We start from the raw sequence: 23,433 nt of genomic DNA, 5'->3' as shown, positions 1-23,433 counted from the left end.
TGTGTTCTTATCGTTTTTCACGCTGCAACCCTCGCTTCGTTGGTCAGCACATCCTTCAAGGCCGCGATCAGGCCCGGCCTGTCGAACTTGGCGACATAGTCGTCAAAGCCCGCCTGACGTCCACGCTCGATGGAGGCAGGCGTGACAAGCGACGACAGAGCCAGAACCGGCATGGACCGGAACCGCGGATCGCGGCGCAGCGCCTCGCAGAACTCGAAGCCGTTGACGTCCGGCATCTCGATATCGGAGACGACAACATCGAACTTGCGGCCCGACTGCAGCACCTGAACGGCGGCACGCGCGCTTTCGCAGACCGTCACATCATACCCCGCCGCCTTGAGAACCGGCGTCAGCATGTTGCGGAAGAAGGCGCTGTCATCCACAAAGAGCAACGACTTGGTCAGAGCCTCCGTGGCCATTTCCTTGCGCTGGAACCAGTCCTCGAATGCCTGCGGCAGGTAATGGCCGAGATCGATGATCTCCGTGGCCTTTTCCTTGATCACCGCAGAGCCGAGGATGCCCGGCATGTCGGACCCGACCTCGATGTTGAGCTGGTCCTCCACGATATCCACGATCTCGTCCACGACGAGGCCCATGGAGCGCCCGCTGTCGGAGAACACCAGCATCGGCTGCGTGCCTTCGGTGCGGTGGGCGTGAGACGGCTCGATATAGACCAGAGGCATCAGCGCGCCGCGATACTGCACAAGGTCGCGCCCGTTGGAGCGCTCGATCTGCGAGACCGTGAACTCTTCCAGACGGGTGACCAGCGACAGCGGCACCGCCTTCGGCTCGGACGAACCGGCACGGAACAGCAACAGCGACGTGGTCGCGTGATGCTCCACGAAGCGGCGATTGCGTTCTTCCGCCTCCTCGTCCTCGTGCTCCAGAATAGCGGAAGACGCGTGGCTTGCCATCGCGCTGGCGATGCCATTGGGATCGATGATCATGATCACCGCACCATCACCCAGGATGGTGTTGCCGGAGAACATGGCGATGTTGCGCAGCATCGTCGACATCGGCTTGACGACGATTTCTTCCGTGTGGAAGACGCCATCGACGACAACGCCGAAGGTCTGGCTGCCCACCTGCATGACTACGATGAAGCCGTTGTCGCGCTCAAGCGCTTCATCGACATCGGCAGCCGTTTCCATGCCCAAAAGATGGGACAGATGCAGCAGCGGCAGCAACTTGTTGCGCAGGCGAAGGACAGGCGTGTCCTTGATACGCTCGATGCGGTGCTCGGAGTTGTTCTGAACACGCACCAGTTCCACAACCGAAAGCTGCGGAATGGCGAAACGGTCGCCGGAGCTTTCAACGATCAGCGTCGACACAATGGCCAGCGTCAGCGGGATCTTGATGATGAAGCTGGTGCCCTTGCCCGGAACGGACTTCAGATCGACGGAACCGCCGATCAACTCGATATTGTTGCGCACCACGTCCATGCCGACACCGCGGCCGGACACGCTGGTGACCTTCGCGGCCGTGGAGAAGCCGGCGGCGAAGATCATCTTGTGGATCTGCGCATCCGTCATCTTCTCAAGTTCGGCCTCGGAGTGGAGCCCGCTCTTGACAGCCTTCTTCTTGATGGCGTCGACGTCGAGGCCCTTACCGTCGTCCTTGACCTCGATGATGATATGCCCGCCCTGGTGGTAGGCGGCGAGTGTGATCGTGCCCTTTTCCGGCTTGCCCGCGGCAACGCGGTCTTCCGGACCCTCAAGACCGTGGTCGGCGGAATTGCGCACCATATGCGTGAGCGGATCCTTGATCAGCTCCAGCACCTGGCGGTCAAGCTCGGTATCGGCACCGATCATTTCCAGTTCGATCGGCTTTTCCAGTTCCTGGCTCAGGTCGCGCACCACGCGCGGCAGCTTCTGCCAGGCGTTGCCGATCGGCTGCATGCGCGTCTTCATGACGCCTTCCTGCAGTTCCGCCGTCACATTGGACAGGCGCTGCAGGGGAACCTTGAACTCGCTGTCTTCGTGACGGCGCACGATTTCCAGAAGCTGGTTTCTGGTGAGCACCAGCTCCGAAACCATGGTCATCAGGTGTTCCAGCGTTTCCACGTTCACGCGGATGGACTGGTTGGAGACCGAAGATTTCTTGTCGCCGGCGGCCTTCTCGTGATGGTGCTCGCCGGGGAGTTCTTCCGCCGACATGGCGGCGAGATCCGCGCCCTGCTTCTTTTCCGCCTCAGCAGGAGGAGCGGGAAGCTCGATCTCGATTTCGGTTTCCTGGAAGGCGCGCTCAAGCTCGTCGAGCGAAACCTCGCCCGGGCGCAATTCGCGTTCCAGAGACTGGTCTATCGGCTTGATGGCCATGGCGTCGGCGTCGTCGGAAGCAGCTTCCGGCGCCGGTGCGGCCTCGGCACCTCCCCCGCCAGCATCCGCATCTTGAGTGCCGAAAGCGTTTTCGGACATGAACTCAAGCTGCTTGATGAGATCCTCGTCGGAACCGGCAGGCTCTTCGCCTTCGGCTTCTTCGAGATCGGCAAGGATGCCCTTGATGCGGTCGATGGAAGAGAGAATCAGCGAAACGGCGGCCGGCGTGACCGGCGCTCCGTCGCGGAATTTGCCCATCAGCGTTTCAGCTGCATGGGCCAGAGCTTCAAGGCGCGGCAGACCCAGGAACCCGCAGGTTCCTTTGATCGTGTGCACGAGACGAAAGATATTGTCGAGGATCGTCGCGTTATTAGGCTCCTGCTCAAATTTCACGAGTTCCACGTCAACGACGTCCAAACTCTCGTTGGTTTCAGTCAGGAACTCGCGAAGGAGATCGTCCATTTCAGCTGCCCACCCACAAATTACTCGATACTGGGGACCGCCAAAAGCGGTCTACGGGCTCACTGCCCGGTGTCCCGAGTGTCGTCGTAATAAGTTAAGATAGGTTGAAGCCAAGACGCCGATTCAGGGGGCAAAGGTAAGATATTACCCCGCTGTAATAACTACCGAATCTTCGAGCTTTTCCATGACGATCGACATGTTGCAATCACTTGCCAGCAAGCGCGCATAGGCGGGCTGGATCGCATGTGCGTCAATACGCTCCACATCCTCGTCGGAGAGCAGGTCCGCAACCATCGCAGGAATACGCGCATTCAGGCCCTGTGCGGTGAGACGGAACCTGGGCGCCTGCGCGTCCTCGTTCAGCATGTCCACGGTGATCGTGCCGCCGCGGGGAACACACTGGTTGGCAATGAGAAGAAGGTTCAGCAGAAGCTTGACCTTGTTCTTGCCCATCAGGAGCCGCGGGACGTTCCATACCAGAGCGGACTTCTCGCCCGCCATGTAGCCGTCGGCCACCGAATGGGCGTCGCCCAGATCGATCTCCGCACCGGCCGAGCCCGCCGCGCCGAAGGAAAGCCGGGCGAATTGCAGCTTCGCCGAAGCCTGCCGCGCGCTCTTGCGAATGAGGTCCATGGCGAATTCGCGCATCTCCTCATTGTTTTCTTCGTCGAGCACTTCCAACCCGTTGGTGATCGCACCCACGGGGGAAATGATGTCATGGCAGACACGGCTGGCGATCAGGGCTGCAAGATCGAGCGATGACAGGTCAATCGGCTTTGCCATGAAAACCTCGGCTTAATGAATATTGGCGGCGATGCCCTGATTCGGGCAGGATTGAACGAGGGTTACACTGACACCCCCCGGCTGCCAAGCCTGCGGCCGAATCGAAGGCGCGATCCTTGTGGGCCGTCGCTGCGAATTCACCGGGTTTGCGCCCGCGCACGACGCCCGGCTGCAGATCCGGCTCCCCTGTCACCTGGTCTCGCCGTCCGTTCCGAAACGGACATTGATCCTCTTGTCCCATTCCGCTTCCGCCTCGCGCACATGCTGATCGGGAGCGATCAGCCACTCGAAGCGGCGCGCCGGGGAATGGAAGAAATAAAGACGCTGGTTGTGGAGCGCCCACACCCTGGGATCTCCCGGCGCGACCCGGCCATTGGCCAGCGCCTGTGCATCATGGCCGCCGAATTGCGGCGCATAGATCTGGGGGGCTTCCTTGAAGACGGCAAGATTGCCCTCATTGGCGAAAGTCCAGATGGTCTTTGACCAGACCAGCTCAAACTCCCGCCTGCCGGGCCTCGCCCTGTGATCGACAAAGAAGGCAACCGGATCATATCCGCCAATGGCAAGGCCGTTGGAAGGATCGACGAGCACGAACCGTTCCGGGATCGTGTAGGCGTCGGGGCGCGGCTTGGCGGATCGCGTCGCCGCGCGGCGCGGGCGGCCCGCCGCATTGGCCCCGGTCGCATCATCGGCCCCGGTCGCATCATCGGCCCCGCTCGCATCATCGGCCTCTTTCGCGCCATCGGCCTGCATCGCTTCACCGTCGCCCCCGGCCTGCGCCATGTCCTTGCCGGCAGCCTCCTCGCCTCTCGACCCACCATTCTGTGCAAGCCCCGGCAGCCCCGAGGCAAGCATCAGGGACAGGGTCACCAGGAAAAAAGCGAGACATTTTCCACCCGCCAGGATGCGGCTTGGCCCAATCGTTGCCGGATTTTGATTAAACTGTGTCATTGATTCGCTTTCAGGCGCGTCCGGCTGTGTGCTTGAGCCGTTCGCGCATCATAACATCGATCCGGAGCGGCCTGCACGCCGCGTGGGAATCCTGCACCGATATCCTGCCCATGGCATTGAAGGAGTCCGTGAATGTTTTTGCCGATCAGGAAGATGGTGACGCGTCTCGCGGCGCCCGCCCTGTTTGCCGCCACCATCCTCGCCGCCAGTCTGGGCGCTGCGCCGGGCCATGCCCAGGCACCGGGCAGCGATTCCTATTCGCAGGATGAAGTCGTCGACGCGGGCCATCGCTTTTTCGGCAAGGTCTCCGGCGGCCTGGCCTCCGTCGTGGAGAATGCCGTCGCCAAATACGGCGAGCCGAACGGCTACATTCTGGGTGAAGAAGGCTCCGCCGCGATCGTGGCCGGGGCCCGTTATGGCGAAGGCGCCCTCTATACCCGCAATGCCGGCACCCACAAGGTGTTCTGGCAGGGCCCTTCCGTGGGCTGGGATTTCGGCGGCGACGGCGCGCGCGTCATGATGCTGGTCTACAATCTGCCCTCCGTGGAGGCCATTCACCGCCGCTATGTGGGCGTCAACGGCTCCGCCTATCTCGTCGGCGGGTTCGGCATGACGGTTCTTTCCAACCAGAACATCTATGTCGTGCCGATCCGCGCCGGCGTCGGGGCGCGCCTCGGCGTCAATATCGGCTATCTGAAATTCACGCCCAAGCCGACCTGGAACCCCTTCTGAGGCATTGTCCCGGATCCGGGACATTTTCGCGGCGCCCCCATTTGTGCGCCGATCGGGACATGCGAGAGGTCTCGGGATCGCGCAGGCGCTTTCCTGAGGCTTTGTTTACCAAACTGTGATCTGCTGGATGCCGATCCGCAGTCGCGCCTCCTTGCGAGGGGCGGCAAGATCGACACGCTTTGAAAAAGTGATCGCAGACCCTGCGCAACCGGGGTCATGATGCTCCCTGCGGGCGTCACGGACCGAACAAGGTTGTGCACACGAAACGCTGCACGCGAAAGGGTGAAGACCCGGTCGTCAGGCCCCGCTCGGGACTTGGCGGGACGTGCAAGTTCCGGTATTGGGTCTTAGATATGTTCAAGGCCAGCTTGAACGGCGTAGACGGGGCCGGAACGTGATCAACGCAGCAATGTATTTCGCTCTCGGTTTTCTGACCGCGGGCCTTTCGATGCTGGTGCTCGGCCCTGCCTTGTGGCGCCGTGCGGTTCGCCTTACGCGCCGTTCTTTCGAAGCGACCTCCCCCATGACGCTTTCCGAGGCCCGCGCCGCGCGCGATCAGCTTCGCGCCGAATATGCGGTCAAGACGCGACGGCTGGAATTGGGCGCGGAGGGCCTGAAGGAGCGCATGGTCCGCCAGTCGCTGGAAGTAACGGAAGCGCGCGAGGCGCTGAAGGCCGCCTTTCTGGAACGCGACAGCAAGGCCGCGGCGGTGCGCGAACTTGAAGAGCGCGAGGAGAATTTGCGGGCGGAGCTGCTGGCCAAACAGGAGAGCATTGCCCGCCTTTCCGCACGACTTCGCGAAACGGAGCGCACGCTCGACGAACGCATCAAGCAGATCGCGGAGATGGCGCGCGCCGAAGCTATACGCATGGAAGAGACCCCGGTCGTCTCGGGCAATTTCAGCGTCTCCATTGCCGAGCTGGAAGAAGAGATCGCCGGTCACAAGGCCCGCCACACCGCCGATGCCGCCAGGATTTTGCGGCTGGAAAGCGAAGTGGACGCGTTGCGCCGCGAGCTGGACGACAAGAGCTTCGAGAAGTCGACGCAGCCGCTCAAGCCCCGCACATCTGCTGACGCCGCCTTGAAGAAGATGGAGGCCATGATCCTCGATCTGGAAAGCCAGAAGGTGGAATCCCAGGCCGAGATCACCCGCCTGTCGTTGCAGATGGAGGCGCTTCAAGGCTCATCCGGGGACAATCTGGAAGCCGTGCTCGCCTCGCTTGAGGCGGAAAACAACGCCCTTGCGGAGGAGTTGAACCGCCTTTCCGCCGAGCACGATCATCTGCGGTCGCGCTTCGACGAGGTGAACGCGAGCGAAGAGGAGGAAACCCGCCTCCTGCGCAACCACATCACCTCTCTTGCCGCGGAGTTCGTCGCCCTGACTGCCGCAATCGAGGGAGAAGGCTCACCCACGGACGCCATTCTGGATGGCGAGCCGCCCCGCAGCCTCAATGGCAAGGGTCGCACTGGCGCAGAAGAGAGCCTCGCCGATCGCATCCGCACCCTGCGCAAGCAGATGCGTGAGCAGAAGCCCCCCGCGCAGGGCTCGGACAAGGCTCCAGCGAAGACACCGGCCAAGGCGCGCGGCGGCAAGCAACGCGCCACCGCTTCCTGAAGAACCGACCGCCACAATTGACCGGTGCCCCCACCCGCCCGTGACAGGCGCCCTGTGACAGGTGACAAAGCGGGGACACCGACAACAACAGTCAGCTGGCGCATCGACCGGCCCTAGTAGGGCAGGCCGACATAGTTCTCCGCCATGGCGGCCGCGCCTGCGGTTGACGAGGTCACATAGTCGAGCTCGGCAAGCTGCATGCGCTGCTCAAAGGGCGCGGCGTCGGGGAAGGTGTGCATCAGCCCCGTCATCCACCAGGAGAAACGCTCCGCCTTCCAGATCCGCCTGAGCGCGTTTTCCGAATAGGCCTCGATCAGCCCGCCATCGCGCTCGCCATAGAAGGCGATCAGCGCCTGCGACAGGTAATGGACGTCGGAGGCGGCAAGGTTCAGCCCCTTGGCCCCGGTCGGCGGCACGATATGGGCCGCATCGCCCACAAGGAACATCCGCCCGAATTTCATCGGCTCGGCCACGAAACTGCGCAACGGCGCGATCGACTTCTCGATGGACGGCCCCGTCACGATGGTGTCGGCCGCCTTCTCGTCGATGCGCAGGCGAAGCTCGTCCCAGAAGCGTTCGTCCGACCACGCCTCCACCTTGTCGTCGAGCGGCACCTGCACATAGTAGCGCGACAGCACGTCGGAGCGCATGGAACACAGCGCGAAGCCGCGTTCGTGGCGGGCATAGATGAGCTCATCGGAAACCGGCGGTGTTTCCGACAGGATGCCCAGCCAGCCGAAGGGATAGATACGCTCGAAGGTCTTCAACACACTTTGCGGGGCGCTGGCGCGCGAAACCCCGTGATAGCCGTCACAGCCCGCGATGTAATCGCAATCGATACGATGCTCCACGCCATCCTTGCGATAGGTGACCCACGGCTTGTCCGTATCGAAGTCGTGCAACGCGACGTCTTCCGCCTCGTAGATGAGCTTGGCATCGGCGCCCTGACGCGCGTCCACGAGATCCTTGGTGACCTCGGTCTGGCCATAGACCATGACGCTCTTGCCGGTCAGGGCCTTGAAGTCGATCCGGTGGCGCTTGTTTTCGAAGCTGAGCTCGGTGCCGTCGTGAACATGGCCTTCAGCATGCATGCGGCTGCCGACGCCCGCCGCATCCAGCATGTCGACAAGCCCCTGCTCCAGCACACCGGCACGGATGCGGCCGAGCACGTAATCGAGCGACTTGCGTTCAAGAACCACGCTGTCGATCCCGGCCTTATGCAGGATCTGGGACAAAAGCAGGCCCGAAGGGCCAGCGCCGATAATGGCGACCTGGGTACGCATGAGATATCTCCTCCCGCGGGCGCGTCATGTGCCGACGACAGGATCTCCCGTCATGGCAGACAGCAACCCGGAACTCCTCCACTAAACCGTTGCGCCCCTCGCGCAAACAGCTTCAAACCGTCGCGCTCCTCACGCAAGACGACTTGGGTTGAGGCGAACCTAGGCAAGTGCGGTAGCAAGGACGATGAAGGATAGCCGGAAAGACTTGAACATTTTCCGGTGCGGCAGGCAGCGAAAAGCCCCCGCCCGGATGACGCGCGTCAGAATGCAGGCACAAAAAAAGCCCGGATCGACGATCCCGGCTGCAAACGGCATGATTGAAAAGAAGAAGAGATGGTACTCCCAAGGGGACTCGAACCCCTGTTTCTGCCGTGAGAGGGCAGCGTCCTAGACCGCTAGACGATGGGAGCAGCGGTGACGCGCTGTGCGTCGCGCGTTGGATGGCGGATATAGCCTGTGAGATGGCGCTTGGCAAGACCCCGAAGCCGGTTCAAACAGTTTCTTTGTCGCTATCCCCAGCTCTGGCCCCAGCTCTGGCCCCAGCCCTGGCGCGCACAGTGCCAAGCGGCGCCCGCCTTCGCAGGCCGCCTCTTCAGCGCGCCATGAAATCCGTGCGCCCCAGCAGCTTGCCCGTCCTTGCATCGAACTGAAGCAGCGCGCGGCTCGTGCCTTCCGCGACCAGCACGAAGAGGCGATCGCCATCGACCTGCGTCTGGAGCACATTCGCATCCCTGCCGACGGCGACGGTCGCGGCCATTTCCACGCCTGCAACCGCTTCCGGCTTGGAATCCTTGGACGATATCTTGTAAATGACCGCAGTGAACACTGCGACAAGCCCCGCAGCCATCACGAGGGAAGAGAACAGCAGAAGCTTCTTGAGCTTCGCCTGGACCCTCTCCATGGCAGGGTCCAGCGGTTTTTCTTCTTTTTTATCGGAGACAGGATCGGACATGGCGGACGGGCCCAGCGCAGATCGGGTGGATGTGGAACTGATGGTGGAGGCCGGCGATACCGGCGAGCGGCTCGACGCCTGGCTTGCCCGGCGCGCCGCCACCTTCAGTCGCAACCGCTACAAGGACCTTATCAAGCAGGGCCAGGTGCAGGTCGGCGGGCGGACCATAATGGAGCCCAAGTACCGGGTCAACGAGGGAGAAACGGTCACCTTGAGCGAGCCGGAGCCGGAGGATGCCACCCCGCAGGCCGAAGATATCCCGCTCAATGTGGTCTATGAGGACGATGACCTGATCGTCATCGACAAGCCCGCTGGCATGGTCGTCCACCCGGCGGCGGGAAACTGGACCGGCACGCTGGTCAACGCGCTCCTGCACCATTGCGGCGACAGTCTGTCGGGCATTGGCGGCGTTCGCCGCCCCGGCATCGTGCACCGCATCGACAAGGACACGTCCGGTCTGCTGGTGGTCGCCAAGTCCGATGCCGCCCATCAGGGGCTTTCCGCCCAATTCGCCGATCACGGCCGAACCACGGCACTGGAGCGCGCCTATAGCGCGCTTGTGTGGGGCGCGCCTCCGGGCCTGCGCGGCACGGTCGATGCAGCACTTGCGCGCTCCATCAACAACAGGCTCAAGATCGCGGTCGTGAAGCCGGAAAGCCGTGGCGCGCGCCACGCGGTCACCCACTGGCAGCTTCAGCATCGCTACGGGGGCAGCGGCGGCGATGCCATGGCCTCGCTGATCGAATGTCGGCTGGAAACGGGCCGCACCCACCAGATCCGCGTCCACATGGCCCATCTCGGCTTTCCGCTCGTGGGCGATGTGGACTATGGCGCGCATTTCCGAACCAAGGTGAACCGCCTGCCGGAGGACATGCGCGAGAAGGTGGCCGGTTTCAAGCGACAGGCGCTTCACGCGGGGCTTCTGGCCTTTGAGCATCCCGTTAACGGCGAAGTGATGCGATTTGAAAGCCCGCTTCCGGCCGATTTCGCGGAACTTATTGAGGCTTTTGAGCTTCTCGATTGAGAGAGGCCCTGTTTTTGACGCATTACCGCTTATATTACATCTGGCGGGCGTGCCACTTCGGGCGCCCGAACCCTTGGTTTTGCTCGTTTCGAGGAAGCCAGACAGATAAGTAGGAGGGGTGCATTCCATGGCCCAGACAGCTTTGCCGGCGATTTCTGCCGGTGAGAATGGATTGTCCCGGTATCTGACGGAAATCCGCCGGTTCCCCATGCTGGAACCGCAGCAGGAATACATGCTGGCCAAGCGATACCAGGAACACGAAGATCCCGACGCCGCCCACAAGCTCGTGACGTCCCACCTGCGTCTTGTTGCCAAGATCGCCATGGGTTACCGCGGCTATGGCCTGCCGATCGGGGAAGTCATTTCGGAAGGCAATGTCGGCCTGATGCAGGCCGTGAAGCGGTTCGAGCCCGACAAGGGCTTCCGCCTCGCCACCTATGCCATGTGGTGGATCAAGGCTTCCATCCAGGAATATATCCTGCGCTCGTGGTCGCTCGTGAAGATGGGCACGACCGCCAACCAGAAGCGTCTGTTCTTCAACCTGCGCAAGGTGAAGGGGCAGATCCAGGCGCTTGATGAGGGCGACCTCAAGCCGGAAGACGTTTCCACCATCGCCACCCGTCTGGGTGTGTCGGAGGAGGAAGTGATCTCCATGAACCGCCGCCTGTCCGGCGACACCTCGCTCAACGCCCAGATCCGCAATGACGGCGACGGCGGTGGCGAGTGGCAGGACTGGCTCGTGGACGAAAGCGACAGCCAGGAAACGATTCTGGCCGAGCAGGAAGAGCTCGACCACCGTCGCTCGATGCTGCACCGCGCGCTGGGCGTCCTGAACGATCGCGAACGCCGCATCTTCGAGGCGCGCCGCCTGTCGGAGGACCCGATCACGCTGGAGGACCTCTCCACCGAATTCGGTGTCTCGCGCGAGCGTGTGCGCCAGATCGAGGTGCGCGCCTTCGAAAAGGTGCAGGAAGCGGTCAAGCAGGCCGCCGCCGATGACGCCGCCTCCCTCGTGACAACGGAAGCTTCGGCCTGACAGGCTGCGGCATCAGACACTCAGCCAATTGGAAACCCGGCCCCGTGGCCGGGTTTTTCATGTCCGGTTGGGCTCGACGCCCCGCCGCAGGATCATCGCCGACCCGATCCCGCCAGCCGCCGCAATGGCGCAAAGTCCGACCTCGCCTGCGCCCAGGTCATGAAAGAGACGGCAGGCGAGGATCGTTCCCGATGCGCCGATCGGGTGGCCGCGCGCCAGTGCCCCGCCGCGCGCGTTGACGCGATCCTCCGGCAGCCCCGCCTCGCGGATGCAGGCCATGGCCTGCGCCGCATAGGCCTCCATCATTTCCACCGCATCAAGATCCGAAGGCGCAAGGCCGGCCTTTTGAAGGGCACGGGCAACAGCCCGCACAGGCGCGATACCGGGCAATCGGCTGTCGCCGCCCGCATTTGAAGACGCCACGATCTCCACCGGGTTTGCGGTCGAGAGCCGGTCCAGCACCCGCTGCGACACGACCAGACAGAACGCCGCCGCATCGGCTTCCACCGCCGTCGCCACCATGGAAACCGAGCCGGAAACCACCGGTGCGCGTGCGGCAAGGCGCGGCGAAAGATTGCGCGTGAAGCTGTCGTGATCGAGCCCGCCAAGGGGGACGATCTCCGCCCCCATCCTGTCGCGCGCGGCAAGCGCACGGGCGTGGCTTTGAAGGGCGTAGTCATCCTGTTCCACACGCGAAATCCCGGCATCGCGGGCCAGAATATCCGCCGCATCGGCCATGTCGGGATCGGCGTCGGGAAATGGCGAAAAGGGCGGACGGGTGTAGAATTCCGGCTCCCGGCCGTCGGGGAACGTGTGGGCGCGCAAGGGGCGTCGGGAAAAGCTCTCCGCCCCGCCCGCCAGCACCACATCGGCCTGACCGGCATCAATCAGCGCTGCGGCAAGCGCAACCGCATCAAGCCCGCCTGCACATTGCGCATCGATGGTGATACCGGAGACATGGTCCATCCCCGCCGCCAGCGCCGCCACCCGCGCCGGGTTTCCGCCCCCGCCAAGCGCGTTGGACAGGATCACCTGATCCACATCCTCCGCCTTGAGCCCCGCCTGTTCCAAAAGTGCGCGCAGCACCGGGTGCGCAAGCTCATGCGGCAGCAGCGCCTTCAGCACCCCGCCACGCGGGGCGACGGGTGTGCGCAATGCGGCGGCAATAAAACTCATATCCCCTGTCCTTCAACCTTCCCCGTTGCCTGATCGGCGTGTCCCATCCGCATCAGTTCCCGCAAGTCCGGCTTGCCGGTTGGAAGGGTGGGGAACGACGTCAGGAACCGGAAGCGCCGGGGCACCATTTCCCGGCCCAGTTTCTCCCGCACCACCTGCCGCAAATGCCGTTCAAGCTCACTGTCCTCTGCCCCTTCTATGAAGGCGCAAAGCCTGTGGCCTCGCAACGGATCGTCAGAGGCGACGACCGCGCAGGAACGCCCGGAAAGCGCATCGGCGAGCACCTTCTCGATCTCTTCCGGGTAGACATTGCGATCCGCGATCGTGACCATCCGGCTGCGCCGGCCGGCAAGCCAGAGATAGCCCGCCTTATCGCACCGCCCCAGTTCGCCGACAGTCAGAAACGCGCCCTCGCGGCGGGTCTCCGCACTCTCGCCTTGCGCATAGCCCTCGAAAAGATAGGGGCTCTTCACCCAGACCTCGCCCACGCCATCGTGCGGTTTGCGGATCTCGATCTCCACCCCCGGATAGGGCCGCCCCACGGACCCTTCCGGGGTCGCATCGTCGCTCATGGTGATGAAGCTTGTCTCAGACGCGCCGTAAAACTCGCGAAAGAGCGCGTTCGCAAAGGCCGCTCTGGCGCGCGCCAGCGTCTCCTTGTCGAGCGCCCCGCCGCCGCACAGGATCAGCCGCACATCGGGAAAGGCCTGCCCGTCCATCAGCACGCGGATCTGGGTCGGCGTCGCATAGAGAACGCTCGCCCGCGCCGCGCGCAACCGGGCCGCCTGATGATCGGGGCGCAAACCGGCAAGGAACTCCACGCCAGCCCCCGCATGCAGGCCCTCCATGACGCCATAAAGCGCCAGCGAATGGCCAAGCGTGCCAAAGACCGCGACACAATCCTCAGGGCCGAGCCCGAATAGCCGCCTATTCACATCGAAACCGTCGCGCCAGGAGGCAAACGTGCGCCGGATCACCTTTGGCTGGCCGGAGCTGCCCGATGTCATGCATTCGATATGTCCGGTGCCGGGTTGCTCCAGAACCCAGGGGGCGCGGTTTTGAACGCGGAAGGTCGTGCCCTGTTCACGCAAAGCGATCAGCCGTCGAAGCGCATCGGCCATATCGCCGCCGGCCGTTTCAAGGGCGACGCCTGCGCAAAAGACCCTGTCCGCAGCCGCGCTCATTCCGCGTCCCCCGGCTCAAAGCCATGAAAGCTCGCATAGTCGGCAAGCTCCACGCGGTCCGTGCGGAAGCAGTTCACCGGGTGATCGCCAGCCCGCTTGCCCATGGCGAGCCCGCATACGACCAGCTCATCTGCCGCCAGCCCCAGATGGGCATGGATAAACCGCCCGTAGTTCGAAAAGGCCCCGATGGCGCAAGTTGCGTATCCGCGTTCCTCCCCGCCCAGCATCAGGGCCATGACCATCATGCCGAGATCCAGATAACAGCCCGCCCCCATATCGCGACGAATGGTGATCACCGTACCGACGGGCGCATCGAAGAAGCGGTAATTGGCTGCAAACTGCGCCTTGCGGCGGGCAATGTCGCGCCGTTCGATGCCAAGCGCCTGATAGAGCGCATAGCCCGCCCCGCGCCGCCGCTCATGCAGGAAAGGCGGCATGGGATCGGGGAAATAGCTGTATTCCGGCGGCTCCGGCTTCTCCTGTTCCGCATGGGCGGCAAGCGCATCCGTGAAGCTTTTCAACGCCGCCCCGCTCATCACGTGAAAGCGGCCCGGTTGCAGGTTGGAACTGCTGGGCGCCTTGCGCGCCTGCCTCAATATCGCCTGCAGATCGGCAAGGGGCACCTGATCCGGCAAAAAGGCGCGGCAGGAATGGCGGCTGTCGAGCAGCCGGGCAAGGTGGGGAGCGTCAGAAGTCATCAGGGCTTTCCGGTCAGGCTCTGGAGCCGCGTGGCGCGCGTGAAGGTCGGGCAGGTTGCCGACAGCGGCTTATATCGCCCCTCGCGTGTCCGCGACAAGGCGTGCACCCCCTGGCCAAGGCGCGCATCTTGTCCCGTCCCTCCCTTGGGAGCTGCGGCTTGCCCGCTCCCCCGCCCTCGCCTACCGTAACGTCGCCCAGCACGTTTCACCGGACCCGTTCATGGCCTCAGACACCCCGGCCCAACACCCGCAACGGCGGACGCAACGCCGCAAGACCGTGTTCGTCGTGGTCGCCGGAATGCTGTCGCTTGCCGTCATGATCGGGCTCAGGCTCGCCAATCCGCCCTTCGTGGAGGCCGTGCGCGAACTCACCTTCGATTACTACCAGCGCCTGTGGCCGCGCGAATACGTGCCGATGCCGGTGCGCATCGTCGACATCGACGACGCCGCACTTGCCGAATATGGCCAGTGGCCCTGGCCGCGCACCCGCATCGCCGCGCTCGTCAAACGGCTTTCCGAACTGGGTGCCGCCTCGATCAGTTTCGACATGGTCTTTTCCGAGCCCGACCGCACGTCGCCCGGCCGCTTTGCCGAGACGCTCGATTACGGCGCCACGCTCGACGCCTCCCGCATGAAGGCCCTCTTGAGTCGGCTGCCGGACAATGACACCGTGCTGGCAGACGCTCTGGTCGACAAGCCGGTGATCCTCGGTTTTGCAACGCTGGCCGACCGAAGCGGCGGCATGCCGCTGGCAAAGGCGGGCATCGCCTATGGCGGCACGGATCCGAAATCGATCCTCGCGCCCTTCCCTTCCGCCCTGATCAGCCTGCCTGAACTGCAAATGACGGCGGCAGGCACCGGCGGCATATCCCTGTCGCGCGCCGATACGGGCGGCGTGGTGCGCCGCATCCCGATGCTCTTTTCAAGCGGTACGCAGCTCTACGCGAGCCTTTCGGCAGAGTCCTTGCGCATCGCACAAGGGGCAAGCGGCCTGTTGGTGCGCTCCACCGGGGCAAGTGGCGAGGCAGATACCGGAGAGCCCGCCATCACGGCGATGCGCGTCGGCGCCTTCACCATCCCGACCACGGCGGCGGGCGAATTGTGGGTCCATTATTCGCCCGATCGCCGCGAACGGTACATCTCCGTCAAGGATGTCTTCGACCCGGCCAAGACGCCCGAAGCCCGCACCGCTGTCGAAGGCAATATCGTCTTCGTCGGCACATCCGCCGTGGGCCTTTTCGATATCCGCGCCACACCGCTTGGCGAGCTTGTGCCCGGCGTTTCCGTCCATGCGCAGGCGGTGGAGCAGATCATCTCCGGCGACTTCCTGAGCCGTCCGGACTGGTCGGAAGGGCTTGAGATCCTGATCACGCTGGCGCTCGGGCTCCTGGTGATCGTCACCCTGCTGCTGACGGGGCCCGTGCCCTCCGCCCTTATCGGCGGTGTCCTGGCAATTTCCGGCGTGGCGATCGCCATCGCCACCTTCCGCCAGAACGCCCTGCTCATCGACCCGATCTATCCCTCGCTCTCCAGTCTCGTCGTCTATGGCGCGGCGACGCTCCAGCAGTACATCGTGAGCGAGCGCGAGAAACGTTTCGTCCGCCGCGCCTTTGGCCAATATCTGGCCCCCGAGCTGCTTTCGCAGCTGGAATCCCAACCCGACGCCATGCGACTGGGCGGAGACATGCGCCCGCTCTCCATCATGTTCATGGACGTGCGTGGCTTCACTCCGATTTCGGAAATGCTGAGCCCACAGGATCTCGTGCAGTTCCTCAACACGCTGCTTTCGCCCCTGTCGGATGCCATTCAGACCGAGGCAGGCACCATCGACAAATATATCGGCGACAGCATCATGGCTTTCTGGAATGCGCCGCTGGAGACACCGGACCACGCCGCCCGTGCCTGCCGCACGGCGCTGCGCATGCGCGAAATCGTCAAGGAGCTGAACGAAGCCGATGCCTTCGGTTTCAAGGCGGGTGGAAAACCCATCCAGACCGTGCAGATCGGCGTCGGGCTCAATTCCGGCCCGGCCTGCGTCGGCAACATGGGGTCCAACCGGCGCTTCAATTATTCGGTGGTCGGTGATGCCGTGAACGTCGCCGCCCGCATTGAATCGAGCTGCAAACCCGTCGGGTCGGACCTTCTGGTCTCCCAGGAAACGGCCCGCGCCGCGCCCGGTTTCGCCTTTCTGGAAGCCGGCGAGATCCCGCTGAAGGGAAAATCGGCACCGGTGGTGCTCTATGCCTTGCTCGGTGCCGAAGATGTGGCCCGCTCACCCGCCTTTCTGGCCCTTCGCGCCCGCCATGAAAAGCTCGTCGCCGCCTGGCGCAGGAAGGACATGGCCGCCGCGCACGGGGCGCTCGACGCCTGCCGCGCCGCCGCCCCGCCCGATCTCATTGCCTTCTATGACCGCTTCGGCGAACGCCTCGCGACCATGGAGGAAAACACAGGAACCGCCTGACAAGGCCGCCGCGTCAGCGAAGCTCCACCGCGATGTCCTCAACCGCCGGAGCCTTCTCGATCAGCCCGGTCTTTTCCATGAAGGCCCCGAAGCGCGCATAACGCCCCCCGTCGAGCGCCGCCGGGCGCTTGGCGAACCGCGGCAGCGTGTCGAACCAGGATTTCTTGGTCAGCTCGTCATCAATATCGGCGTGGTTTTTCAAGAAGAGCTCCAGCCCCTCATCCGGATGATTGGTCAGGAACACAGTCGCCGCTTCAACCGCCGCCAGAAAGCGCGGCAGGCGATCATCATCGAGCTTGTCCTTGTGGGCGATATAGATCAGCTCGTCATAGGCCGGAACGCCATGCTCCTCCGGGTAGATGGCAAATCCGGGGCTGCCTTCCGCCTCAAGCTGGTTCAGCTCGATATTGCGATAGCCGCCCACAACCGCATCCACCTGCCCGGACAGAAGCGCAGGCGTCAGCGCGAAATTGACGTTGATCAGCTCCACGTCCTTTTCCGAAAGCCCCACCGTGCCCAGCATGGTGGACAGGATCGCATCCTCAAAGCCGGAGATCGAGAAACCGACCTTCTTGCCCTTCAGGTCCTCCAGCGACTTCACCGGTCCGCTTTCAAGCGCGATCACGGTGTTGAGCGGGGTGGAAATCAGGGTGCCGAACCGCACGACGGGGAGGCCCTGCTGGGCCTGTTCGTAAAGGGTCGGCTGATAGGACACCGCCACATCGCCCTGACCGGCGGCCACAAGCCGCGGCGGGGCGCTGGGATCGGCGGGCGTCACAAGCTCCACATCCAGCCCCTGCGCCTCGAAATAGCCGCCCTCCTTGGCGACGATCAGCGGGCCGTGGTCGGCGTTCACATACCAGTCGAGCAGCACCGTCAGCTTGTCCGCCGCCTGCGCGGCCCCGCTCACAAGCACCGTCAGCGCCAACGCCGCCGCACCGCTCTTCAATTTTCGCAGCATCTCCCCAAACTCCTCTCGTTTCTCTTTCCCAAAGGCCCGCGCGAACTCTTTCTCCCGCGCGCCTAGTCCGTTTCCGATTGCCACGGCGCCATGGCGCGCGTGGCCTTGTCGACAACCGCGCGAAGCAACAGCGCCATGGCCGCCAGAAGCACCAGCGCCGCAAAGACCACATCGGCCTGCGCGCGGGCATTGGCCTGCAACATGACGAACCCCAATCCCTGGCTGGATCCGACCCACTCCCCCACGATCGCGCCGATGGGCGCAAAGACGGCGGCCACCCGAAGCCCCGAGCCCAGGGCGGGCAAGGCGGCGGGCAACCGGATCAGCATGAGCGTCTGCACCGGGGTCGCGCGCACGAGCCGCGCATAGTCGAGAAGGTCGGGATCTGTGCGCCTCAACCCGTCATAGAAGGCCGATGTGACGGGAAAGAAGATGATCAGGCTCGCCATCACGATCTTGGAGGCGAGCCCGAAACCGAACCACAGGACCAGAAGCGGCGCGATGGCGAAGACCGGCAGCGCCTGGCTGATCACGACGACCGGCAACACATAGCGCCGCGCAAGCGGCAGCACGGCCAGCAGAAGCGCCAGCGCAATGCCCGCCCCCGCCCCGATGACAAGGCCGATCAGGGTCTCGAAAGCCGTGATCCACGCCTGTTCAAGCAGGAAATCCGACCGTTCAACCAGCACCGTGGCCACCCGCGAGGGCGCGGGCAGCATGTAGCGGGGAAGCTGGAGGCCGCGCACGGCCCCTTCCCACGCGCCCAGCAGAACGAGCGTGGTCAGGACGCCCCGCAGGAGGCGTCGGGGCAGATCGGAGGACGCACGGTTCATCGCAGGCGGCCTCATGCGCAAACGCGAACATGAAGCCGGTCCCGGGCAGACTGTGGACCTGTGCGTGTGAAGGCAGCGCCGCGACACGGCGCCAGAGGGCAATTCATGGGATCTCCCCGTCCTTGATACCAAAGACCATGGAGACCCGGGAAAATCGGGCTCAGGTTTCCGTCCCTTCGCCGGCATGACCCGGATCAGGTTCGAAGGGTTCGGCCCTTTTGCATCTGAGTGAGGAACAGACAAACGTTCCCCGCCTCGCAGGCTTGGCCATCTCAGTTCGCCTCAGCGAACACCCCTCGGAAGCATGCGCAGTGTGTCTGCTATGGATAATGATTGCAAGGGACCGTCAGGCGCGCTGCGCGAAAACCCGCGCAGCGCGCCAGAAGCCTATTGGGCAGCCCAGGCATCCAGCGCCGTCTGCACGACGCGCTCGCCCGGAGATCCCTTCTCAAGCGTCAGGATCGCCCGCTTGCCGTTTTCATAGAGAACCGGAATGTCGATCCAGCCCCGGTCACGCAGCAGCGTGATGTTGCGTTCCCGCTCCGCCTCGATGGAGGAAAGCGCGACCCAGAAGAAGCCATCCGCGACCCGGACCGACGCCCCGATCAGCGCATCGCCGCGCGCTTCCTCGGTGGTCTTCATGATGAGGCCCGGCACGGAGGATACGCCCTTGCCCGGGAAACCGGGGGGCAGCAGGAACTGAAGCTCGATCAGGTGGCTGGCGGGAAGCGTGTCATCGCGGTTGGGACGGATGGTCAGCTGCACCGTCACATTGCGCTCCGGAATGGCGATATTCGCCTTGATGACCGTATCAGGCGCCCCGCCGCCGGACGGCGCTTCCTGCGCGATCGACCAAAGCACACGCCCCTGTTCGGCGGACCCGCCGGAGCTGGCATCGGCGCTTTCCTCGTAAAGGATCGCACGTTGGGCAACGGGAGTTGCCTGGCCCGCGGACGTGGTATCGCTGCCCGTTGCGGTGGTCGCAGCAGGCGCATCGGCCACCGGGGCCGGTTCGCCATCCTGCGGGATTTCCGTCTCACCGCCCTGCGGGGCGATGGTCACACCGTCCTCTGCGGCGGGCGGCACCACGCGGGTCGTCGTCACCGCGCGCGCATCGGGTGCTGCCGGGGAGCCGTCATCGCTCAGGAGCCGCGCCGTGTCCTTGGTACTTTCCTTGTCCGACGACGCCGTGGCCGGAGAGCCGGAGGTATCGGCGGCGACCGGCGCATCGGAGCTTTCAAACATCGCCAGCAACGTGTCGCGCTGGGTATAGACGAAGGTGATGAGCGCGATGAAAACGACGAAAGCGCCCACCGCGGCGGCAATCATCGGCAGCCGCGAAGGCTTCAGATCCGCCTGAGCGAAAGGATCCTGCCCCGCGGAGCCTTGCGCCCCGCGCGTCATGGCATCTATGTCGGCAATCGCGTCGCGCTTGGTGTTTGCTTTGCCGGCTGACGTTTGCGAAGCCTCGTCCGTCGACGCATCGACGCCGCTTTTCTCCCCGGCCTCGGAGGCGGGTTCGAAACGGGGGCCGCGCACGGCTGGAGCATCCGCACCGGCAGGCTCGGGCATCGCCTGGTCGGAGGCAGCCGAGCCGGATCCACCAAAGGCAGAGGACGTGCCAGCCGGTCCGCCGGAAGCGGGCCCGCTTGTCGCCTTGCCGACAGGCTCGTGCACCGCGGCAGGCTTTGCGGGTTCAGGCGGCGCTGCCGGCTCGGTCTTTGCAGGTGCCGAAGGCGCGACGGAAGCCGCGCCGCCAGCCATGGAGCTGCCCGATCCGGCCGGATGCTGGTTCGCTCCGTTGGATCCCTGAGCGCCGGCACCGGGCATCGCAGGCTGCTCGGGCGCGACCGCCCCGCCGTTGGAAGCGGGAGCGGATGCGGGCGCGGGAGCCGGTGCGCAAGGCCGCACGGGCGGCATTGCAGGGCGCGGCGCAGGCGAGAGCCCGAGCGAGGCCCGGGCCGCGTCGGCCTCCACCTTGCGGATCGCCTCTTCGAGGCGAAGCTGCTCGGCCGTGATATCCGACGGCGAGAGCGGCGGCTTGTAGCTCTTGAGCTGATTGACGATTGCCTGACGCGCGCGCTGATAGACAGCACGCCTCGCCGCTCCCGTGTTATCGGGAAGTCCATCAATCGCCCGCTTCAATACAGCGTGGTAGTCCGCCATGAGTAACTCTTAAACCGACTGGATACGATGCGCGTCTTTCAGGGTTAATCCTGAAAAGGATTTTGGACAAGGATTGTGTCGTCACGTTCCGGACTGGTCGACAACAACGCAACCGGCGCCCCGATCAATTCTTCGACATGGCGGACATACTTGACCGCCTGTGCGGGAAGCTCCGCCCAGGTGCGCGCACCGGCGGTCGTTTCTTCCCAGCCGTCGAGCGTCTCGTAGATCGGCTCCACGCGGGCCTGCGCGCCCTGACTTGCGGGCAGATAATCGATCTCCTTGCCGTCGAGCTTGTAGCCGACGCAGATCTTGATTTCCTTCAGCCCGTCCAGAACGTCAAGCTTGGTCAGCGCGATACCGTTGATGCCGCAGGTGCGCACGGTCTGCTTGACCAGCACCGCATCGAACCAGCCGCAGCGCCGCTTGCGCCCGGTGACCACGCCGAATTCCTTGCCAACTTCGCCGAGGAACTGGCCGACCTCGTCGTTCAGCTCGGTCGGGAACGGGCCCTCGCCCACGCGCGTCGTGTAGGCCTTGGTGATGCCCAGCACATAGTCCAGACCGCCTGGGCCGATGCCCGAACCGGCGGAAGCCTGACCGGCCACCGTGTGCGAGGAGGTCACGAAGGGATAGGTGCCGTGGTCGATGTCGAGCAGCGCGCCCTGGGCGCCCTCAAACAGGATCCGCTTGCCTTCCTTGCGCTTCTCGTCAAGCAGACGCCAGACGATATCCATGAAGGGCAGCACCTTGTCGGAGACGCTGATCAGTTCCTCATAGATCGTCTCCAGCTTGATCTCTTCCTTGCCGAAGCCGCGCAGCAACGCATTGTGATGGACCAGCAGGCGGTCGATCTTGTCGCGCAGGGCTTCGGTGTTGGCGAGGTCCATCAGCCGGATCGCGCGCCGTCCGACCTTGTCCTCGTAAGCCGGGCCAATGCCGCGCTTGGTGGTGCCAATGCGGGTGCCGGTGGTCGATGATTCGCGCAAGGCGTCGAGTTCGCGATGCAGCGACAGGATCAGCGGCACGTTCTCCGCGATGCGCAGATTGTCCGGCGTGATGGTGACGCCCTGCGCTTCCAGCCGTCCGATCTCGGCCACCAGCGCATGCGGATCGAGCACCACGCCATTGCCGATGACGCCGAGCTTGCCTTCGCGCACACAGCCCGACGGCAGCAGCGAAAGCTTGTAGCTCACCCCGTCAATGACCAGCGTGTGACCGGCATTGTGACCGCCCTGGAAGCGAACGACCACATCGGCCTGTTCGGACAGCCAGTCCACGATCTTGCCCTTGCCTTCGTCTCCCCACTGCGAACCGACAACAACGACGTTGGCCATTGGCTTATTATTCCTTGAGATTGCTGCGCCCGGGCCGCCCGGTGTCATGCCGGAGGCGGGCAGTCGATGATGCGCCTTGCGCGCCTGAGGCTGCCATTGGAGCCGGCGCGAACGGAATCGGCGCGCCGTTTTGCAGCGCGCACGAAGCGGGCGGACTATAGACATAACGGCCAGCCGTGACGAGTCCCTCAGCCGCCTGTCTTTACACATTACGCCAGACAGGCTACTCGCCCCTTCAGCCAACCGCCACACGCCGCCTGCCCGCTCCACTTTTTCGGGATCATTCCTGCATGATGACCACCGTCACCCGTTTCGGGCGCTGGCTTTATGGCCAGCCCTATATCCTCCTGTCGATTACCGCGATGTCCTGGGGCGGCAACATCGTCCTTGGCCGCGAGGCCGCCGGTCACATCCCCCCGCTCGCGCTCGCCCAGACCCGCTGGATCGGCGCCTTCGTGGTGCTGGTGATCTTTCTGTGGCCGCGCCTGAAGCAGGATTGGCCGGTCATCCGGCAGAATATCGGCATCCTTCTGCTTCTCTCCTTCGTCGGCATCACGCTCTACAACTCGCTGGCCTATGAAGGGTTGCAATTCACGCAAGCCATCAACGGCGCGCTGATGCAGTCCACCGCCCCCTTCTGGATCGCGCTGTGGTCGCTGATCCTGTTCGGGGACCGGCTGACCATGGGCCAGATCGGCGGCATTGTGCTGTCAGGCGCGGGCGTTCTGACCATCATCACGGGCGGGGATGCGAGCCAGCTCGCCAATCTCTCCGTCAACCCCGGCGACATTCTGCTCATCATCGCCATGGCGAGCTACGCGCTCTATGCCTGCCTGCTGCGCAAGCGCCCACCCATACATCCGCTGTCCTTTCTGGTGCTGACCATCGGGCTCGGCGGCTTGATGCTGCTGCCCGCCACCGCGATCGAATATGCCAGCGGTTTCACCATGCAGGCCGACAAACAGACGATCCTGTCGCTGATCTACGTGATCCTGATCGCCACGATCCTGGCCTATATCTGCTTCAATCGCGGTGTTGAGCTGATCGGGCCGAACCGGGCGGGACCGTTTTTCCACTTGATCCCTGTCACCGCCTCGCTTCTGGCGATCGTCTTTCTGGGCGAGACCTTCCACCTCTTCCACGCCATCGGCTACGGCCTGATCCTCGGCGGAATTTTCCTGGCGCAGAGGTTCAGCAGCTAGGCGAAGGGCACGTTGCGAGCTTGCGGCCCATCCTTCGAGACGCGCTCTGACGAGCGCTCCTCAGGATGACGTTGGGGCGGGAGGCGCCCTTTTCTCGAAACGCGCTCAAAATCCCGCACCACGCACGATACGGCCCGCTCTCCCATGGGGAGAGGGTTGGGGTGAGGGGATGCGATCTCTCATGAATACGGCTGAGCCCGCCCCCCTCACCCGGCGCGAGCCGCGCCGACCTCTCCCAATGGGAGAGGTAACCGGGCCG

Annotated in this window: 18 protein-coding genes, 1 tRNA gene and 1 riboswitch; of the genes, 6 read left to right on the top strand and 13 right to left on the bottom strand. The window is 64.0% G+C overall.

The features are described from left to right. Positions 1-17: 17 nt before the first annotated feature. From ABGM93_RS17445 to ABGM93_RS17435, 3 genes are all read right to left on the bottom strand, one after another. A complete protein-coding gene (locus ABGM93_RS17445; protein WP_321501616.1) occupies positions 18-2,780 on the bottom strand; it encodes a chemotaxis protein CheW in 2,763 nt (920 codons plus the stop codon). 144 nt (positions 2,781-2,924) lie between these two features. Further along, positions 2,925-3,563: a histidine phosphotransferase family protein gene (locus tag ABGM93_RS17440; protein WP_321501614.1), complete on the bottom strand. Its 639-nt coding sequence runs from the start codon at positions 3,561-3,563 to the stop codon at positions 2,925-2,927. 189 nt (positions 3,564-3,752) lie between these two features. Further along, positions 3,753-4,514, bottom strand: a complete 762-nt coding sequence (locus tag ABGM93_RS17435) for a YHS domain-containing (seleno)protein (protein ID WP_321501612.1) — start codon at positions 4,512-4,514, stop codon at positions 3,753-3,755. A 132-nt stretch (positions 4,515-4,646) separates the two neighbouring features. Here ABGM93_RS17435 and ABGM93_RS17430 point away from each other — a divergent pair, with 132 nt between their 5' ends. Together ABGM93_RS17430 and ABGM93_RS17425 are read left to right on the top strand one after the other, a co-directional pair. After that, positions 4,647-5,246 (top strand): DUF1134 domain-containing protein, encoded by a 600-nt coding sequence (locus ABGM93_RS17430; protein ID WP_321501610.1) that lies wholly within the window; start codon positions 4,647-4,649, stop codon positions 5,244-5,246. 394 nt (positions 5,247-5,640) lie between these two features. Further along, entirely contained in the window at positions 5,641-6,861 is a 1,221-nt protein-coding gene (locus tag ABGM93_RS17425; protein ID WP_321501608.1) for a hypothetical protein, read from the top strand. Positions 6,862-6,974: 113 nt separating this feature from the next. Here ABGM93_RS17425 and pobA read toward each other — a convergent pair whose 3' ends face one another. The 3 genes from pobA to ABGM93_RS17410 all read right to left on the bottom strand — a co-directional run bounded on the left by pobA (position 6,975) and on the right by ABGM93_RS17410 (position 9,045). Further along, complete coding sequence (gene pobA / locus ABGM93_RS17420) at positions 6,975-8,144, bottom strand: 4-hydroxybenzoate 3-monooxygenase (protein WP_321501606.1); 1,170 nt, start codon at positions 8,142-8,144, stop codon at positions 6,975-6,977. 334 nt (positions 8,145-8,478) lie between these two features. Beyond that, a tRNA-Glu gene (locus tag ABGM93_RS17415) sits at positions 8,479-8,554 on the bottom strand. A gap of 182 nt (positions 8,555-8,736) precedes the next feature. Continuing rightward, positions 8,737-9,045 (bottom strand): hypothetical protein, encoded by a 309-nt coding sequence (locus tag ABGM93_RS17410; RefSeq protein ID WP_321501604.1) that lies wholly within the window; start codon positions 9,043-9,045, stop codon positions 8,737-8,739. A 49-nt stretch (positions 9,046-9,094) separates the two neighbouring features. Here ABGM93_RS17410 and ABGM93_RS17405 point away from each other — a divergent pair, with 49 nt between their 5' ends. Together ABGM93_RS17405 and rpoH are read left to right on the top strand one after the other, a co-directional pair. Further along, complete coding sequence (locus tag ABGM93_RS17405; RefSeq protein ID WP_321501602.1) at positions 9,095-10,120, top strand: RluA family pseudouridine synthase; 1,026 nt, start codon at positions 9,095-9,097, stop codon at positions 10,118-10,120. Positions 10,121-10,247: 127 nt separating this feature from the next. Next, positions 10,248-11,156 carry an RNA polymerase sigma factor RpoH gene (gene rpoH / locus ABGM93_RS17400; RefSeq protein WP_321501600.1) on the top strand — a complete coding sequence of 303 codons (909 nt, stop codon included), beginning with the start codon at positions 10,248-10,250 and terminating at the stop codon, positions 11,154-11,156. Between the two features lie 57 nt (positions 11,157-11,213). On the opposite strand, the gene ABGM93_RS17395 is transcribed toward rpoH, so the two are convergent. Genes ABGM93_RS17395 through ABGM93_RS17385 form a run of 3 tightly spaced genes read right to left on the bottom strand, consistent with a single transcriptional unit; the run spans position 11,214 to position 14,214 of the window. Then, positions 11,214-12,332, bottom strand: coding sequence for a thiolase family protein (locus ABGM93_RS17395; protein WP_321501598.1), 1,119 nt, complete (start codon positions 12,330-12,332; stop codon positions 11,214-11,216). After that, a complete protein-coding gene (locus ABGM93_RS17390; RefSeq protein ID WP_321501596.1) occupies positions 12,329-13,516 on the bottom strand; it encodes an AMP-binding protein in 1,188 nt (395 codons plus the stop codon). The genes ABGM93_RS17395 and ABGM93_RS17390 overlap by 4 nt, the downstream gene beginning before the upstream one ends. Continuing rightward, the gene (locus ABGM93_RS17385) at positions 13,513-14,214 is read right to left on the bottom strand and encodes a nitroreductase (RefSeq protein WP_321501594.1); all 702 of its coding nucleotides are present in this window, start codon (positions 14,212-14,214) and stop codon (positions 13,513-13,515) included. The genes ABGM93_RS17390 and ABGM93_RS17385 overlap by 4 nt, the downstream gene beginning before the upstream one ends. Positions 14,215-14,434: 220 nt before the next feature. Here ABGM93_RS17385 and ABGM93_RS17380 point away from each other — a divergent pair, with 220 nt between their 5' ends. Next, the gene (locus ABGM93_RS17380; RefSeq protein ID WP_321501592.1) at positions 14,435-16,675 is read left to right on the top strand and encodes an adenylate/guanylate cyclase domain-containing protein; all 2,241 of its coding nucleotides are present in this window, start codon (positions 14,435-14,437) and stop codon (positions 16,673-16,675) included. A gap of 13 nt (positions 16,676-16,688) precedes the next feature. Here ABGM93_RS17380 and ABGM93_RS17375 read toward each other — a convergent pair whose 3' ends face one another. The 4 genes from ABGM93_RS17375 to ABGM93_RS17360 all read right to left on the bottom strand — a co-directional run bounded on the left by ABGM93_RS17375 (position 16,689) and on the right by ABGM93_RS17360 (position 21,972). After that, a complete protein-coding gene (locus ABGM93_RS17375) occupies positions 16,689-17,636 on the bottom strand; it encodes an ABC transporter substrate-binding protein (RefSeq protein ID WP_321501589.1) in 948 nt (315 codons plus the stop codon). 62 nt (positions 17,637-17,698) lie between these two features. Next, positions 17,699-18,469 carry an ABC transporter permease gene (locus ABGM93_RS17370; protein ID WP_321501587.1) on the bottom strand — a complete coding sequence of 257 codons (771 nt, stop codon included), beginning with the start codon at positions 18,467-18,469 and terminating at the stop codon, positions 17,699-17,701. Between the two features lie 154 nt (positions 18,470-18,623). Next, a riboswitch (TPP riboswitch) is annotated at positions 18,624-18,776 on the bottom strand. Positions 18,777-18,856: 80 nt separating this feature from the next. Next, positions 18,857-20,635, bottom strand: coding sequence for a hypothetical protein (locus tag ABGM93_RS17365; RefSeq protein ID WP_321501585.1), 1,779 nt, complete (start codon positions 20,633-20,635; stop codon positions 18,857-18,859). Positions 20,636-20,679: 44 nt separating this feature from the next. Continuing rightward, on the bottom strand, positions 20,680-21,972 hold the full coding sequence (locus ABGM93_RS17360) for an adenylosuccinate synthase (protein ID WP_321501583.1): 1,293 nt from the start codon (positions 21,970-21,972) through the stop codon (positions 20,680-20,682). A 290-nt stretch (positions 21,973-22,262) separates the two neighbouring features. On the opposite strand from ABGM93_RS17360, the gene ABGM93_RS17355 reads away from it, so the two are divergent. Continuing rightward, positions 22,263-23,174 (top strand): DMT family transporter, encoded by a 912-nt coding sequence (locus ABGM93_RS17355; RefSeq protein ID WP_321501581.1) that lies wholly within the window; start codon positions 22,263-22,265, stop codon positions 23,172-23,174. The last annotated feature ends 259 nt before the right edge of the window (positions 23,175-23,433 follow it).

Origin of the sequence: Breoghania sp. (genome assembly GCF_963674635.1) — a bacterium.
In the GTDB taxonomy this organism is placed as follows: domain Bacteria; phylum Pseudomonadota; class Alphaproteobacteria; order Rhizobiales; family Stappiaceae; genus Breoghania.
This window is presented reverse-complemented; position numbering and strand designations above follow the sequence as displayed.

Bases quoted from the DNA above. Each gene is read 5' to 3' on its own strand.
- ABGM93_RS17445 (WP_321501616.1), bottom strand. From the start codon at position 2,780: ATGGACGATCTCCTTCGCGAGTTCCTGACTGAAACCAACGAGAGTTTG.
- ABGM93_RS17440 (WP_321501614.1), bottom strand. From the start codon at position 3,563: ATGGCAAAGCCGATTGACCTGTCATCGCTCGATCTTGCAGCCCTGATC.
- ABGM93_RS17435 (WP_321501612.1), bottom strand. From the start codon at position 4,514: ATGACACAGTTTAATCAAAATCCGGCAACGATTGGGCCAAGCCGCATC.
- ABGM93_RS17430 (WP_321501610.1), top strand. From the start codon at position 4,647: ATGTTTTTGCCGATCAGGAAGATGGTGACGCGTCTCGCGGCGCCCGCC.
- pobA (WP_321501606.1), bottom strand. From the start codon at position 8,144: ATGCGTACCCAGGTCGCCATTATCGGCGCTGGCCCTTCGGGCCTGCTT.
- ABGM93_RS17410 (WP_321501604.1), bottom strand. From the start codon at position 9,045: ATGGAGAGGGTCCAGGCGAAGCTCAAGAAGCTTCTGCTGTTCTCTTCC.
- ABGM93_RS17405 (WP_321501602.1), top strand. From the start codon at position 9,095: ATGGCGGACGGGCCCAGCGCAGATCGGGTGGATGTGGAACTGATGGTG.
- rpoH (WP_321501600.1), top strand. From the start codon at position 10,248: ATGGCCCAGACAGCTTTGCCGGCGATTTCTGCCGGTGAGAATGGATTG.
- ABGM93_RS17395 (WP_321501598.1), bottom strand. From the start codon at position 12,332: ATGAGTTTTATTGCCGCCGCATTGCGCACACCCGTCGCCCCGCGTGGC.
- ABGM93_RS17390 (WP_321501596.1), bottom strand. From the start codon at position 13,516: ATGAGCGCGGCTGCGGACAGGGTCTTTTGCGCAGGCGTCGCCCTTGAA.
- ABGM93_RS17385 (WP_321501594.1), bottom strand. From the start codon at position 14,214: ATGACTTCTGACGCTCCCCACCTTGCCCGGCTGCTCGACAGCCGCCAT.
- ABGM93_RS17380 (WP_321501592.1), top strand. From the start codon at position 14,435: ATGGCCTCAGACACCCCGGCCCAACACCCGCAACGGCGGACGCAACGC.
- ABGM93_RS17375 (WP_321501589.1), bottom strand. From the start codon at position 17,636: ATGCTGCGAAAATTGAAGAGCGGTGCGGCGGCGTTGGCGCTGACGGTG.
- ABGM93_RS17370 (WP_321501587.1), bottom strand. From the start codon at position 18,469: ATGAACCGTGCGTCCTCCGATCTGCCCCGACGCCTCCTGCGGGGCGTC.
- ABGM93_RS17365 (WP_321501585.1), bottom strand. From the start codon at position 20,635: ATGGCGGACTACCACGCTGTATTGAAGCGGGCGATTGATGGACTTCCC.
- ABGM93_RS17360 (WP_321501583.1), bottom strand. From the start codon at position 21,972: ATGGCCAACGTCGTTGTTGTCGGTTCGCAGTGGGGAGACGAAGGCAAG.
- ABGM93_RS17355 (WP_321501581.1), top strand. From the start codon at position 22,263: ATGATGACCACCGTCACCCGTTTCGGGCGCTGGCTTTATGGCCAGCCC.